This window comes from Streptomyces sp. NPDC005151, from assembly GCF_053599875.1.
This window is the reverse complement of sequence record NZ_JBSFYR010000010.1, coordinates 88,258-103,047: the sequence shown is the minus strand read 5'-3', so window position 1 is coordinate 103,047 and position 14,790 is coordinate 88,258. Positions and strand designations below refer to the sequence as shown.

Below are 14,790 nucleotides of genomic sequence, written 5' to 3'. Positions count from 1 at the left end.
GTGGCCCGTAGGGTGTCAACCCTGTGGATAACTGACCGAGGTTCGACGGGGATCGGGGCGGGATGGATTCGTACGACGACAGGGGCGTCGGAGACGGGAACGGGAGCGGTGGTCCGGGGGTGGATCCGGGTTCGGACCAGCGTCTCCGTACGACACCGCGCGCTGAATCCGCCGGAGCTCCCGCGCCGGTGCGCTCCGGTATCGCCGGACTGTCCCTTCCGTATCAGATCGTGGCCGCGATCGCGCTGTCGGTCATCGGGATGATTGCCTGCACCCATCTGGCCATGGTGTTTCTGCACGTCGCCCCGTCCAACACCCTGACCAAGCAGCACGGCAAAGCGGTCGACGACTGGGTCTATCCCGAGTTCGAGCAGAACTGGAAGCTCTTCGCTCCCAATCCGCTCCAGCAGAACGTCGCTGTGCACGTACGGGCCGAGATAGCCGGTCCCGACGGTCGTCGCACCACTCCGTGGATGAGTCTCTCGGTCGAGGACGGCAGAGGGATACGAGGCAATCTCCTCCCCAGTCACATCAACCAGAACCAGCTCCGCCGCGCCTGGGACTTCTATCTCAACTCCCACGACATCCAGAACCGCCCGAACGGACTGCGCGGCGATCTCTCCGAGCGCTACATCCGCCGCATCGTGATGCTGCGCCTCGGCGAGCACGACTACGGCGGCACCGTCGAGCGCATCCAGGTCCGCTCCGAGGTGCGTTCCGTCTCCGCGCCGCCGTGGAGCACGGAGAAGATCAGCACCAAGCCGAACTACCGGGTGCTGCCGTGGTGGACCGTCACCCCCGCCGACCTCCCCGAGAACGCCAAGGAGGCGGTCAAGTGAGTACGGCTTCCCCCGGCCGCAAGTTCGCCAGCGGCGTCCAGCGCATCACCTCCTCGGCCCTCGGCCCGTATCAGAGCGCCGTCATCCGGATCGGTTTCTCCGCCACGTACCTGCTGTTTCTGCTGCGCGAGCTGCCGCACCGCCATGAGATGTACGGCCCCGACGCCCCATGGCGTTGGGGCATGGCGAAGCAGCTCATATCGGGCAATGAGTCCCTCTCGGTGTTCATGTGGTCGGACAGCACGGCCTGGTTCGAGATCGTCTATGCGGTCGTCCTGCTTTCCGCCGCACTGCTGATGGTCGGCTGGCACACCCGCGCGATGTCCGTCCTTTTCATGGTCGGTGTGCTCTCGCTGCAGAACCGCAGCATTTTCCTGGGCGACGGCGGGGACAACGTCGTCCATCTGATGGCGATCTACCTCGTGCTGACGCGCTGCGGGCAGGTCTGGTCGCTGGATGCGCGACGTGCGGCGCGGGCACGCCGTACGGAGTCAGGGGCGGAGGTCGAGTCGAAGTCGGGGCAGGAGCAGGAGCAGGAGCCGGGGACGAGGTTGCAGGGGGCGGGAGGTGCCCGGCCGGCCTCGAATGTCGCCGGGACGATTCTGTGGCTTGTGCTCGGCCTGGTCCTTGTTGTGGCTACGGCGACGGACGGCCTCGGTGGCACCTGGTGGCTGCCGACTCTCTTCTGGGTGCTGTGGATCGGGCACGGTGTGTGGTGGGCCGTGAACCGTTACGCGCCGCAGAGCGAACCGCGCACGCTGCTCGATGTCCTCGCCAACCTCGCGCACAACGCCACTCTCGTCGTGATCATGGCCGAGGTCTGTCTGATCTACGCGACCGCGGGCTGGTACAAGGTCCAGGGATCGCGTTGGCAGGATGGCACAGCGCTGTACTACCCGCTCAAGCTCGACTACTTCACCCCGTGGCCCGCGCTGTCGGACCTCCTCGCGTCCAATGGCGTGATGGTCATGGTGCTGACGTACGGCACGGTCATCGTGCAGGTCGCCTTCCCCTTCACTCTCTTCAACCGGCGCGTCAAGAACGTCCTGCTCGTCGCCATGATGTGCGAGCACGCGGGCATCGCTCTGCTGCTGGGGCTGCCCTTCTTCTCGATGGCGATGATCGCCGCCGACTCCGTCTTCCTGCCGACGGTCTTCCTGGTCTGGCTGGGCGGCCGGGTGACGCTCGGGCGGCAGCTGCTGTTCTCGCGCACGGGCCGGGTGCCCGAGCAGCAGCGGGGCGGCGAGGAGAAGGTCCCGCAGCACAGCGGAAGCGGTGGCCATACGCTCGTCGGGTGAGCAGTGATAACGGCAGTAGTAGGAGCAGTAGCAGTGAGAGTCCGTCGGCCGATGGCCTCGGGGTCGGTGAGCAGTCCGCGGAGGCGTTGCAGTACGACGATGGATTCGGGGCGGAGATCGGCGTCGGGCCGCATCCGCTGCCCTGGCCCGAGGGCGAGCGGTACGACCCCGAGCTGCTCGCCCAGGGCGACCGGCGCAATGTCGGTGACGAGTACCGCTACTGGACGAGGGAGGCGATCGTCGCCGATCTGGATCTTCGGCGGCACGACTTCCATGTAGCGGTGGAGAACTGGGGCCACGACTTCAATATCGGGTCGGTGGTGCGGACTGCGAATGCCTTCCTCGCCAAGGAGATCCACATCGTGGGCCGGCGGCGGTGGAACAGGCGCGGTGCGATGGTGACCGACCGGTACCAGCATGTGCGGCATCACCCCGACACGGCGGATCTGACCGCCTGGGCGGCGGCCGAGGGGCTGCCGATCATCGGGATCGACAATCTGCCGGGGGCGGTGCCGCTGGAGCGGACCGAGCTGCCGCGGCGGTGCGTGCTGCTCTTCGGGCAGGAGGGGCCGGGGCTGACCGAGGAGGCGCGTAAGCACGCGACGATGGTGTGCTCGATTGCGCAGTTCGGATCCACGCGGTCGATCAATGCGGGGGCTGCGGCGGCCATTGCCATGCATGCGTGGGTGCAGCGGTATGCGGATATTTCGGGGGGCGTGGGAGCGGGCTGAGGCCGGGGGGTACCCGACTGTGCGGGCGGGGCGGCGGAGTGGCGCCTGCGGCGGGTCTCGCGCGCCCCTTCCCGAAATGGGGGCTCCGCCCCCCGGACCCCGCCCCTCAAACGCCGGAGGAGCTGAAGAGACGCCGAGGGGCTGGAGCCGGGGAGGGGCGGGGCGGGCTGTGTCAGGCCTGGCGGCGGACTTCCACCATGCGGAAGCGATTTGATACGAACGCTCCGTCGCACAGGGCCGCGTTGGCCGCAGGGTTGCCGCCCGAGCCGTGGAAGTCGGAGAACGCCGCGGTCTGGTTGACGTACACCCCGCCCGTCAGATTCAGCGAGAGCTGGGCCGACTCGTCCAGGCAGACGTCCTCCACCGCGCGCTCCACCTCCGGTGACGTCGTGTACGCACCGACCGTCATCGCGCCCTTGTCACGGATCGTGCGGCGGAGCAGCTCCACCGCGTCCGCCGTCGAGTCGACCGCGACCGCGAACGCCACCGGTCCGAAGCACTCCGACAGATACGCCGCTTCGTCGTCCGGCTTCGTGCCGTCGAGCTTCACGACGACCGGGGTACGGACCACCGCGTCGGGGAACTCCGGGTTGGCCACCTCCCTTGAGGCCAAGGCGACTTCGCCCAGCCCTGCCGCGGCCTCCAGGCGGGCCTTCACGTCCGGGTTGACCAGCGCGCCGAGCAGCGCGTTCGCCCGGGCGTCGTCGCCGAGCAGACCGGTGACCGCGGCGGCGAGGTCGCCCACCACGTCGTCGTACGTCTTGTCGCCCGTGTCCGTCGCGATGCCGTCCCGGGGGATCAGCAGGTTCTGCGGGGTGGTGCACATCTGGCCGCTGTACAGGGAGAGGGAGAACGCCAGGTTGGACAGCATGCCGCGGTAGTCGTCGGTGGAGTCGACGACGATCGTGTTGACCCCCGCCTTCTCCGTGTAGACCTGTGCCTGGCGGGCGTTGGTCTCCAGCCAGTCGCCGAAGGCGGTGGACCCGGTGTAGTCGATGATCTTGATCTCGGGGAGGACCGCCAGGGACTTCGCGATGCCCTCGCCCGGACGCTCGGCGGCCAGACAGACGAGATTGGGGTCGAAGCCGGCCTCGCTCAGTACCTCGCGGGCCACCTGCACCGTGAGCGCCAGGGGGAGCACGGCGCGCGGGTGCGGCTTCACCAGGACGGGATTGCCGGTGGCGAGTGAGGCGAAGAGTCCCGGATAGCCATTCCACGTGGGGAAGGTGTTGCAGCCGATCAGCAGCGCGATGCCGCGGCCCGCCGCGATGTACGTCTTGTGCAGCTGCAGCGGATCGCGCTTGCCCTGCGGCTTGGACCAGTCCGCCGTCCGCGGGGTGCGGATCTGCTCCTCGTACGCATACGCCACCGCCTCCAGGCCGCGGTCCTGGGCATGCGGGCCGCCCGCCTGGAACGCCATCATGAACGCCTGACCGCTGGTGTGCATCACGGCGTGGCCGAACTCATGGGTGCGGGCGCTGATCCGCGCCAGGATCTCCAGACAGACCAGCGCCCTGGTCTCGGGCCCCGCCTCGCGCCACGCTGCCATTCCGGCGCGCATCGCCGGAAGCAGCACATCCAGGTCGGCGTGCGGATACTCGACGTCGAGCTCCGGTCCGTAGGGAGAGATCTCGCCGCCCGTCCAGCCGTCGGTGCCCGGCTGACCGAGGTCGATCCGGGTGTGCAGTACGGCGTCGAAGGCGGCCTTGCCCTCGGCGGCGCTCAGGCTGCCCGGTGCACCGCCCTCGCCGTACGCCTTCGGGTGCTCGGGGTGCGGGGACCAGTACGCGCGCGTGTGGATCGCGTCGAGGGCCTGGTCGAGCGTGGGGCGGTGCTTCTCGGACAGCAGGTGCGGGGAGAGCTCGGCGGCCATGGCGGACCAACTCCTCATCGAGCTGGGCAGGGACGGGCGGACAGAGTTAGAGTAACCGAACGATCGGTCGGGACAAGGGGCCCCACGAAACCGGTGGACAACTCGTAGGGGAGGATCGCGGACATGACCACGGCCAAGCGGGACACGTACACACCGGAGACGCTCCTCACCGTCGCCGTCCGTGTCTTCAACGAGCGCGGTTACGACGGCACGTCCATGGAGTACCTGTCCAAGGCGGCGGGCATCTCCAAATCGTCCATCTATCACCACGTCGCGGGCAAGGAAGAGCTGCTGCGGCGCGCGGTCAGCCGGGCGCTGGACGGGCTCTTCGGGATTCTCGACGAGCCGGGTGCGACGCGCGGGCGCGCGATCGTGCGGGTCGAGTACGTCACGCGACGTACCGTCGAGGTGCTGATAGCCGAACTGCCCTACGTCACGCTGCTGCTGCGCGTGCGGGGCAATACGAAGGCCGAGCGCTGGGCCATGGAGCGCCGGCGTGAGTTCGACCAGCGGGTGGCCGAACTGCTGAAGGCGGCCGTCGCGGACGGCGATCTCCGCTCCGACGTGGACATACGGCTGGCGACGAGGCTGCTCTTCGGAATGGTCAACTCCCTGGTGGAGTGGTACCGGCCGCAGCCGGGGGGCGACGCAGAGGGGGAGCAGCTGGCGGACACGGTCGTCCAGCTGGCCTTCGAGGGGATGCGTTCCGACCGCTGAACCGTTGACGGCAGGACAGGTCCGGACCACCATCCTTCGGCATGGCTGCCGTCCTTCGTGTTCCTGGGTTCCTGTGTGCTGTCACGTTGCTTGCCGCCGTGTCGCTGACCGGCTGCGGAGGGGGCGGCAGCGGCGGCACCGGTGGCAGCGGTGCCGAGAAGGGGGCGGACGCGAGTGAGGCGGCCCGGCAGCCTGATGACTTCGGCTGTCTGACATCGGCCGAGGCCGAGGCGGCGTCCATCACCTTCGGGTCCGCCGACTCCACCGAGACCGGTGGCTATATGCCCGGCGGTGCGAGCGGCGCCGGGACAGGCGCGGGGATCGTGCTGGCCCACCAGTCCGACGGCACCGCCTGCCAGTGGAAGGACAAGGCCGACGAGCTGCACCGGGCCGGCTATCGGGTGCTCGCGGTCAATTCGGCGGGCCAGGAGGTCTCCGAGATCGTCGGGGCGGCCGGGTATCTGCGCGGCAAGGGCGCGAAGAAGCTGCTGCTGATGGGGGCGTCCAAGGGGGGTACCGCCGTGCTCACCGCGGCGCCGGAGCTGCAGCCGCAGCCGGACGCGGTGGTCTCGCTCTCCGCGCCGACGCTGTACTCCGGAATGAACGCGCTGGGCGCCGTGCCCAAGCTGACCGCGCCGGTGCTCTACATGGCCGCCGAGTACGACGCGTACTTCGGGGACGACGCGAAGACGCTGAACCGGGCGAGCACCAAGGCGGCGGAGCACAAGCTGATCTACGTCAAGGGCGCCGGTGAGCACGGAGTGGCGTTGCTCGACAGCCAGGAGAACTGGGCCGCGGTACGGGCGTTCCTCAAGAAGCACGGTTCGTGAGAGGCCCTAGGCCAGCTCGGTGGGGCGCTCGGGGCCCGGGGCCAGGTCCGTCTCCTCGAACACCAGCAGCGTGCGGGTGGAGAGCACCTCGGGGATGGCCTGGATCCTGGTCAGGACGAGCTCGCGCAGCGACCGGTTGTCCGGTGTGTGCACGAGCAGCAGTACGTCGAAATCGCCGCTGACCAGTGCGATGTGGGTAGCCCCCGGCAGTGCCTGGAGCTGCTCGCGCACCGTTCGCCAGGTGTTCTGGACGATCTTGAGCGTGATGTACGCGGAGGCGCCCTGCCCCGCCCGCTCATGGTCCACCCGCGCGCTGAAGCCGCGGATCACCCCGTCGTCGATGAGCCGGTTGATCCGGGCGTAGGCATTGGCGCGCGACACATGGACGCGGTCGGCCACCGACCGTATCGAGGCGCGTCCGTCCGTCTGGAGCAGTCGGAGGATGTCGCGGTCGATGGCGTCGATGGGCCGCGCGGGCGCAACCCGGCCGGGGTCCTCGGCTCCGTCGGCCATTTGTTCAGCTGCCATGTCCTCGTGCCTCCCTGCCCTGGACGACCTGCCCCTATCCCAGGCTGTGGAGAACCGTTTGTCCACAGGCTGACGGCGCCTGTAGCCAAAATGCGTTCGCGACCGAACAATCGGTAGGTGAGGCACACCGCATCCGCGCCTCGGCACGTGCTCGACATTTCGACATATTCAGCCACACCTCGGTATCGGGTGATCCCTCGATATCGCCAGATGCCGCTCGATACCCCTCGATACCCCTCGATGCCAGGAGGTGCTTGTCATGACGGTCCAAGAGCTGCCCGGCGCGGCCGCTTACCGGCCCACGCCGCCCCCGGCCTGGAAGCCGCTCACCGACCCCGCGCCGCTGCTCCCGGACCCCGAGCCGTACCGCGTGCTCGGTACGGACGCCGCGGCCGACGCAGACCCGGAGCTGCTCCTGCGGCTCTACGCCGAGCTGGTGCGCGGCCGGCGGTACAACGCACAGGCGACTGCCCTCACCAAGCAGGGCCGACTTGCCGTCTATCCCTCCAGTACCGGGCAGGAGGCCTGCGAGATAGCGGCGGCGCTGGTGCTGGAAGAGCGCGACTGGCTCTTTCCCAGCTACCGCGACACCCTCGCGGCGGTCGCGCGCGGTCTCGATCCGGTCGAGGCACTGACCCTGCTGCGCGGCGACCAGCACACCGGTTACGACCCGCGCGAGCACCGCATCGCCCCGCTCTGCACCCCGCTCGCCACCCAGCTCCCGCACGCCGTGGGCCTGGCGCACGCGGCGCGGCTGGCGGGCGACGACGTGGTCGCGCTCGCCATGGTCGGCGACGGCGGGACCAGCGAGGGCGACTTCCACGAGGCGCTGAATTTCGCGGCCGTCTGGCGGGCCCCCGTGGTCTTCCTGGTCCAGAACAACGGCTTTGCCATCTCCGTGCCCCTGGCCAAGCAGACGGCGGCGCCGTCGCTGGCGCACAAGGCGGTGGGGTACGGGATGCCGGGCCGGCTGGTCGACGGCAATGACGCGGCCGCGGTGCACCAGGTGCTCGGCGAGGCGGTGGCGCGGGCCAGGGCCGGAGGGGGCCCGACGCTCGTCGAGGCTGTGACGTACCGGATGGACGCCCATACGAACGCCGACGACGCCACGCGCTACCGCGTCGACAGCGAGGTGGAGGCGTGGCGGGCGCACGACCCGATTCAGCTTCTGGAGCGGGAGCTGACCGGGCGCGGGCTGCTCGCTGAAGACGGCATCGAGGAGGCGCGCGCGGCCGCGGAGCGGATGGCCGCCGGGCTCCGCGAGCGGATGAACGCCGATCCGGTGCTCGACCCGATGGACCTCTTCACCCATGTGTACGCGGAACAGACCACGCAACTGCGGGAGCAGGCGGCCCGGTTGCGGGTCGAGCTCGACGCCGAGCAGGACCACCACGGCCAGAGCGGCCCACGTGGTGCGGAGGGAGGGCGATGACGACGGCGGCGGCTATGACCGGCGAGCAGACGGAGAGGGCCAAGCCGGCCACCATGGCGCAGGCTCTGGGGCGTGCGCTGCGTGACTCGATGGCCGAGGACCCGACGGTGCATGTCCTCGGTGAGGATGTCGGCACGCTCGGCGGGGTCTTCCGGATCACCGACGGGCTGGCGAAGGAGTTCGGCGAGGACCGCTGTACGGACACGCCGCTGGCCGAGGCGGGCATCCTCGGGACGGCTGTCGGTATGGCGATGTACGGGCTGCGGCCCGTGGTGGAGATGCAGTTCGACGCGTTCGCCTACCCGGCGTTCGAGCAACTCATCAGCCACGTCGCCAAGATGCGGAACCGGACCCGTGGTGCCATGCCGCTGCCGATCACGGTGCGGGTGCCGTACGGCGGCGGGATCGGCGGGGTCGAGCACCACAGCGACTCGTCTGAGGCGTACTACATGGCCACGCCCGGCCTGCATGTCGTCACGCCCGCCACGGTCGACGACGCGTACGGGCTGCTGCGGGCCTCGATCGCCTCCGACGACCCGGTGGTCTTCCTGGAGCCGAAGCGGCTGTACTGGTCGAAGGCGGCCTGGTCGCCGGAGGCGCCGGTGGCCGTCGAACCGATCGGGCGGGCCGTCGTCCGCCGCCCTGGGCGCAGCGCGACGCTGATCACGTACGGGCCGTCCCTGCCCGTCTGCCTGGAGGCCGCGGAAGCGGCCGTCGAGGAGGGCTGGGACCTCGAAGTGGTCGATCTGCGCTCGCTGGTCCCGTTCGACGACGAGACGGTCGCCGCTTCGGTGCGGCGCACCGGTCGCGCGGTCGTCGTCCATGAGTCGTCCGGGTTCGGCGGCCCCGGCGGGGAGATCGCCGCCCGGATCACCGAGCGCTGCTTCCACCACCTGGAGGCGCCGGTGCTGCGGGTCGCCGGATTCGACATCCCCTATCCGCCGCCGATGCTGGAGCGGCACCATCTGCCGGGCGTGGACCGGGTGCTCGACGCGGTCGCGCGGCTGCAGTGGGAGGCGGAGAGCTGATGCCCCAGGTGCTCGAATTCAAGCTGCCCGACCTCGGCGAAGGACTGACCGAGGCGGAGATCGTGCGCTGGCTGGTGGAGGTCGGCGACGTGGTTGCCATCGACCAGCCGGTCGTCGAGGTCGAGACGGCCAAGGCGATGGTGGAGGTGCCGTGCCCCTACGGAGGTGTGGTGACCGCCAGGTTCGGCGAGGAGGGCGCGGAACTTCCGGTCGGGGCACCGTTGTTGACGGTGGCGGTCGGGTCCACTGCGGGAGAGCTCGCCGCTGATGGGGCTGCGGAGGCCGAGTCGTCCGGCAATGTGCTGGTGGGGTACGGGACGGGGGCACCGGCGGCGCGTCGTCGGCGGGTTCGGCCCGAGGCGGTCTCCGGTGCGGGGTCTGTGACGGTGCCTGCGGGGAAGCCGGCCCCGGGGGCTGTCGCAGGGACGGTCCCAGCGGCTGTTCCCGGTGAGGGACCGGGGCCGGTGGCGGTCATCTCGCCTTTGGTCCGGAAGCTGGCGCGGCAGCATGATCTCGACCTGCGGCAGCTGACGGGGTCGGGGCGGGACGGTCTGATCCTCCGGTCCGATGTCGAATCCGCCATCAGGGCGGCGGCGAGCGGAACAGTGGAGTCGGCTCCCGTGTCCGCAGTCCCGGCGTCGGCTTCGGCGTCGTCCCCGGCATCGGTGGCCCCTTCGGTTGCCCGTGCGGTCGCCGGGGAGCGGATTCCGTTGCGCGGTGTACGGGGCGCGGTCGCCGACAAGTTGGCACGCAGCCGGCGCGAGATACCCGACGCCACGTGCTGGGTCGACGCGGACGCCACCGAGATGATGGCCGCGAGAGCCGCGATGAACGGCGCCGGCAGTCCGGCTGCGGGGCCGAAGGTGTCGGTGCTCGCCCTGCTGGCCCGTATCTGCACGGCGGCGCTGGCCCGGTTCCCCGAGCTCAACTCCACGGTGGACCTGGACGCGCGGGAGATCGTGCGGCTGCCCGACGTCCATCTGGGGTTCGCGGCTCAGACCGACCGGGGGCTGGTCGTCCCTGTCGTGCGGAATGCGCAGGACCGTAACGCGGAGTCGATCGGTGCCGAGATCGGCCGGCTGACCGAGGCTGCCCGGACGGGGAAACTGACCCCGGCGGATCTGAGCGGCGGCACGTTCACGCTGAACAACTACGGGGTGTTCGGGGTCGACGGTTCGACGCCGATCATCAACCACCCGGAGGCGGCCATGCTGGGTGTCGGTCGCATCGTGGCCAAACCGTGGGTGCACCAGGGTGAGTTGGCTGTGCGCCAGGTCGTTCAGCTCTCGCTGACCTTCGACCACCGGGTCTGTGACGGCGGCACGGCAGGCGGCTTCCTGCGATACGTGGCCGACTGCGTGGAACAGCCTGCGCTGCTGTTGCGCACGTTGTAGGAGAAGAAGAGGGGAAGCGGAGGAGGGCGAGGAGGAAGGGAACGGGGAGGTTCAACGGGAGCGTGTGGCACTCATACTCGGGGCATGACCGTGTATGACGCCATCGTCCTTGCCGGAGGGGCCGCCAAGCGCCTCGGGGGTGCCGACAAGCCGGCCCTGCGGGTGGGTGGCCGGGCGCTGCTCGACCGGGTGCTCGCCGCCTGCGCCGACGCCGCAGCCACCGTCGTGGTGGGCGGCCGGCGGCCCACCGTACGCCCAGTGACCTGGGCGCGCGAAGAGCCGCAGGGCGGCGGGCCGTTGGCGGCGCTCGGCGCCGGGGTGCGGCTCACGACGGCCGGGTATCTGCTCGTGCTCTCCGCCGATCTGCCGTTCCTGGGGGAGAGCACGGTCAAGGAACTGCTGGCCGCAGCTGCTCACGGGGAGCGTGACGGGGCGCTGTGCGTGGATCAGGACGGGCGGGACCAGCCGCTGGTCGCCGTCTACCGTTCCGAGCCGCTCCGTCGCGAGCTGGCCCTGCTGGCCGCCGAGCACGGCAGCCTGGCCGGGCTCCCGCTGCGTCTGCTGACGCACGAACTGGACCTCGCCCGCGTCGAGGCCGATCCGCTCGCCTCCTTCGACTGCGACACCTGGGAAGACATTGCCGCAGCCCGGGCCCGTATCGGAGAGCATGGGACCGTGCTGGACGAATGGATCACCGCAGTCAAGAACGAACTGGGCATCGAACTCGACGTCGACACCGACGTCCTGCTCGACCTCGCCCGTGATGCCGCCCACGGTGTGGCCCGGCCCGCCGCGCCCCTGACGACTTTCCTGGTCGGGTACGCGGCGGCGAAGGCGAGCGGCGACGGCGGCGGAGCCGAGGCCGTGGCCGAAGCCGCCCGGAAGGCGGCCGCGCTCGCCCTTCGCTGGGCGGACGAGGCAGAGACGCCATGACGACACCCCAACGCAAGGCCGACGGGGGCGCGGCCGACGACTGGACGCCCGGGCCCCCTCCGGATTCGGGGAGCAGAGGTCCGGGGGCGGGCTCGGCCGCCGTCCTGACCGCGGGGGAGATCGGTGCCGCCGCGGAGGCTCCGGCGGCACGCCGGGCCACCGCAGCGGATCAGGACCGGGCTGCCGCGGGTGCCGGTGCCGCGGGAGAAGCTCAGGGTGCCGGCCGGGCCGATGCCGCAGGAGAAGATCAGGCTGTCTCGGGTGCCGGTGTCGCAGGGGTTGCCTCGGCGGCCGGTCAGGCTCGTGCGGAGGATGAGGTCCCGAACGCCGAGGGCGCCCGTGCCGCCGCAGAGGCTCGCGTCGCCGAGCAGGCTCGCGCCGCCGAGGAGGCCCGTGCCGCTGAGCTGGCCCGCGCCGTCGAGGAGGACCGGGCCGTCGACCAGGCGCTCGCGCTGGTCGGGCGCCGCTCCCCGCGTGAGCCCCGATCAGTGGCTCAGCCGCAGCCCCGGGCCGGGTTCTCGGAACAGAGTCCCCGGCAGGGATCCGGTTCGGGCCCGCGACAGAGTCCTGACCACAGCCCTGACCACGTCCCTGGCCAAGGACCCACGCCGGGATCGGACCCCGACCCCGTTCAGAGCCCTGGTGCCGGTCCTGGCCCGAGCGTGCACCAGGGCACGGACCACGGTGCCGGCCGCAGCCCCGGCCGCGCCCCTGGCAGGCAGCCCCCCGGCCACTCCTCCGGCCAGTACCCTGCCCCCGAATCCGCCCGCGACCCGCGTGCCCGCGACCGACGCGCCGACGTTCAGCGCAGGCATGCCACCGCCTGGGGCGAGGCCCGCGCTCTCGCCGCGCGGGCGGGGCGGTCCGCCTCGCCCCGGACTCTGCGGCTCACCCTCGACCGGGCCATCGGACGCGTACTGGCGGAGCCGCTTGCCGCACTCGCCGATCTGCCGTCCTTCGACACGTCCGCCATGGACGGCTGGGTCGTTGCCGGACCCGGGCCCTGGACTCTCCGAAGAGGCGAGGGCGGAGGGCAAGGGCTGGGCATTCTGGCCGGGCACAGTGCGCCCGCCCCGCTTCCCGACGGTGATGCCGTACGGATTGCCACCGGCGCCCGCATCCCGGCCAATGCCACCGCTGTGATCCGGAGCGAACACGCTCACGCCGACGAGGCCAAGGGGCTGTTGTACGCGCAGCGCCGGGTGGTTCCCGGGCAGGACATCCGGCCGCGTGGCCAGGAGTGCCGTTCCGGCGATCAACTCCTGCCCGCCGGAACGGTGGTGACGCCCGCCGTCCTCGGGCTGTCCGCCGCCGCCGGTTTCGACGCGCTGCTGACGGTCTCCCGCCCGCGCGTCGACGTCCTCGTCCTCGGGGACGAACTGCTCACCACCGGTCTGCCGCACGACGGGCTGATCCGGGACGCCCTGGGCCCCATGATCGGCCCCTGGCTCCGGGCGATGGGCATCGAGGTCTCCGCTCCGCGACGCCTCGGCGACGACCGTGAGGCCCTCCGGCATGCCCTCACCACCTCCGACGCCGATCTCGTCATCACCACCGGCGGTACCGCGGCAGGCCCCGTCGACCACGTCCATCCCGTCCTCACCGAGATCGGCGCGGAGCTGTTGGTCGACGGCGTCGCCGTGCGCCCCGGTCACCCGATGCTGCTGACCCGGCTGCCCTCCGGGGGCCCGTATCTCGTCGGGCTGCCCGGCAACCCCCTCGCCGCCGTCTCCGGTCTCCTCACGCTCGCAGAGCCCTTGCTGCGCGGGCTGGCCGGCCAGACGGTGGAGGATTCGTACCGGGTCGTCGTGCGCGACGAGGTGCACGGGCACCCGCACGACACCCGCCTGGTCCCCGTCGTGCACCGGGTCGGTGCGGGCTCGGGCCCCGAACACGTCGTACCGCTGCACTACAACGGTCCGGCCATGCTCCGTGGGATCGCCGCCGCCGACGGGCTGGCCGTCGTGCCGCCGGGCGGGGTACGGTCCGGCACCGAGGTGGAGATCCTCGATCTACCGTGGGCCTCGGCGACGCCATGGACGGAAGGGTGTTTCACGTGAAACTTCCCGGCCACGACGCGATGGCCAGGCGGGTCGACGAGCATCTCGTCCCCACCCGGATCATGCTTCCGCGCCGTGTCGTCGACAGGCCGCTCCGACAGGTCGCCAAACGGCTGTTGATGGCGCTGATAGTCCTGGCCGCCACGGTGCTGATCGTCTGGGCCGACCGTTCCGGCTATCACGACAACGCAGATGAATCGGTGGACCTGCTCGACGCCGTCTACTACTCGACGGTCACCCTCTCCACCACCGGCTACGGCGACATCACTCCGTACAGCGACACTGCACGGCTGACCAACGTGGTGCTCGTGACACCGCTGCGCGTGCTCTTCCTGATCATCCTGGTCGGCACCACCCTGGAGGTCCTGACGGAGCGGACCCGGGAGGACTTCCGGCTGAACCGTTGGAGAACCAACTTGCGTGACCACACCGTTGTCGTCGGCTTCGGCACGAAGGGCCGTTCGGCGATCCAGACGCTCTGCGCCACCGGTCTGAAGAAGGAACAGATCGTGATCGTCGACCCGGCGAACAAGGTGATCGAGGCAGCGAACGCCGAAGGTTACGTGGGCGTCGTCGGGGATGCGACGCGCAGCGACGTGCTGCTGCGGGCCGAACTCCAGAAGGCGCGTCAGATCATCATCGCCACCCAGCGCGACGACACGGCGGTGCTGGTCGCGCTGACGGCGCGGCAGCTCAACCGTGGCGCGAAGATCGTCGCGGCGGTGCGCGAGGAGGAGAACGCACCTCTGCTGCGGCAGTCCGGCGCCGACGCCGTGATCACCAGCGCCAGTGCCGCGGGCCGGCTGCTGGGTCTCTCGGTCCTCAGCCCGAGCGCGGGCACGGTGATGGAGGACCTGATCCAGCAGGGCAGCGGCCTCGATCTCGTCGAACGGCCGGTGATAAAGGCCGAGGTCGGCAAGAGCGTCCGGGAGACCGACGACCTGGTCGTCAGCGTGCTGCGTGGCCACCGGCTGCTCGGTTACGACGATCCGGCGGCCAGCCCGTTGCAGCTGACGGACCGGCTGATCACCATCGTGCGCGTCTCGGGCACCCCGCCGCTGAACACGCCGCGCCGGCAAGGGGCGTGACGGTCCGGGGTGTCTCTTCGCCTGGCGCGACGGCGTCAC

General features: G+C 70.5%; 13 protein-coding genes. 11 read left to right on the top strand and 2 right to left on the bottom strand.

The window, feature by feature from the left end:
• Window positions 1-62 precede the first annotated feature (62 nt).
• The 3 genes from ACWD6R_RS08660 to ACWD6R_RS08650 all read left to right on the top strand — a co-directional run bounded on the left by ACWD6R_RS08660 (window position 63) and on the right by ACWD6R_RS08650 (window position 2,868).
• The gene (locus ACWD6R_RS08660) at window positions 63-839 is read left to right on the top strand and encodes a DUF5819 family protein (RefSeq protein ID WP_451818026.1); all 777 of its coding nucleotides are present in this window, start codon (window positions 63-65) and stop codon (window positions 837-839) included.
• The gene (locus tag ACWD6R_RS08655; protein ID WP_451818025.1) at window positions 836-2,137 is read left to right on the top strand and encodes an HTTM domain-containing protein; all 1,302 of its coding nucleotides are present in this window, start codon (window positions 836-838) and stop codon (window positions 2,135-2,137) included. The genes ACWD6R_RS08660 and ACWD6R_RS08655 overlap by 4 nt, the downstream gene beginning before the upstream one ends.
• Before the next feature lie 86 nt (window positions 2,138-2,223).
• The gene (locus tag ACWD6R_RS08650) at window positions 2,224-2,868 is read left to right on the top strand and encodes a TrmH family RNA methyltransferase (RefSeq protein WP_451818058.1); all 645 of its coding nucleotides are present in this window, start codon (window positions 2,224-2,226) and stop codon (window positions 2,866-2,868) included.
• A gap of 172 nt (window positions 2,869-3,040) precedes the next feature.
• On the opposite strand, the gene paaN is transcribed toward ACWD6R_RS08650, so the two are convergent.
• On the bottom strand, window positions 3,041-4,741 hold the full coding sequence (paaN, locus tag ACWD6R_RS08645; protein WP_451818024.1) for a phenylacetic acid degradation protein PaaN: 1,701 nt from the start codon (window positions 4,739-4,741) through the stop codon (window positions 3,041-3,043).
• Between the two features lie 123 nt (window positions 4,742-4,864).
• On the opposite strand from paaN, the gene ACWD6R_RS08640 reads away from it, so the two are divergent.
• Both ACWD6R_RS08640 and ACWD6R_RS08635 read left to right on the top strand, forming a co-directional pair.
• Window positions 4,865-5,458: a TetR/AcrR family transcriptional regulator gene (locus tag ACWD6R_RS08640; RefSeq protein ID WP_451818023.1), complete on the top strand. Its 594-nt coding sequence runs from the start codon at window positions 4,865-4,867 to the stop codon at window positions 5,456-5,458.
• Between the two features lie 41 nt (window positions 5,459-5,499).
• Window positions 5,500-6,288, top strand: coding sequence for an alpha/beta hydrolase family protein (locus ACWD6R_RS08635; RefSeq protein WP_451818022.1), 789 nt, complete (start codon window positions 5,500-5,502; stop codon window positions 6,286-6,288).
• Between the two features lie 6 nt (window positions 6,289-6,294).
• Here the strand turns inward: ACWD6R_RS08635 and ACWD6R_RS08630 are convergent, their stop codons facing one another.
• Complete coding sequence (locus ACWD6R_RS08630) at window positions 6,295-6,801, bottom strand: Lrp/AsnC family transcriptional regulator (protein WP_451818057.1); 507 nt, start codon at window positions 6,799-6,801, stop codon at window positions 6,295-6,297.
• A gap of 274 nt (window positions 6,802-7,075) precedes the next feature.
• Here ACWD6R_RS08630 and pdhA point away from each other — a divergent pair, with 274 nt between their 5' ends.
• The 6 genes from pdhA to ACWD6R_RS08600 all read left to right on the top strand — a co-directional run bounded on the left by pdhA (window position 7,076) and on the right by ACWD6R_RS08600 (window position 14,751).
• A complete protein-coding gene (pdhA, locus tag ACWD6R_RS08625; RefSeq protein WP_451818021.1) occupies window positions 7,076-8,248 on the top strand; it encodes a pyruvate dehydrogenase (acetyl-transferring) E1 component subunit alpha in 1,173 nt (390 codons plus the stop codon).
• A complete protein-coding gene (locus ACWD6R_RS08620; protein ID WP_451818020.1) occupies window positions 8,245-9,276 on the top strand; it encodes an alpha-ketoacid dehydrogenase subunit beta in 1,032 nt (343 codons plus the stop codon). The genes pdhA and ACWD6R_RS08620 overlap by 4 nt, the downstream gene beginning before the upstream one ends.
• A complete protein-coding gene (locus ACWD6R_RS08615; protein ID WP_451818019.1) occupies window positions 9,276-10,670 on the top strand; it encodes a dihydrolipoamide acetyltransferase family protein in 1,395 nt (464 codons plus the stop codon). Before ACWD6R_RS08620 ends, ACWD6R_RS08615 begins: the two co-directional genes overlap by 1 nt.
• Before the next feature lie 84 nt (window positions 10,671-10,754).
• Window positions 10,755-11,603: an NTP transferase domain-containing protein gene (locus ACWD6R_RS08610; protein WP_451818018.1), complete on the top strand. Its 849-nt coding sequence runs from the start codon at window positions 10,755-10,757 to the stop codon at window positions 11,601-11,603.
• Window positions 11,604-12,007: 404 nt separating this feature from the next.
• Window positions 12,008-13,663 (top strand): molybdopterin-binding protein, encoded by a 1,656-nt coding sequence (locus ACWD6R_RS08605; protein WP_451818056.1) that lies wholly within the window; start codon window positions 12,008-12,010, stop codon window positions 13,661-13,663.
• Window positions 13,621-14,751, top strand: a complete 1,131-nt coding sequence (locus ACWD6R_RS08600) for a potassium channel family protein (RefSeq protein WP_451818017.1) — start codon at window positions 13,621-13,623, stop codon at window positions 14,749-14,751. Before ACWD6R_RS08605 ends, ACWD6R_RS08600 begins: the two co-directional genes overlap by 43 nt.
• Window positions 14,752-14,790 lie beyond the last annotated feature (39 nt).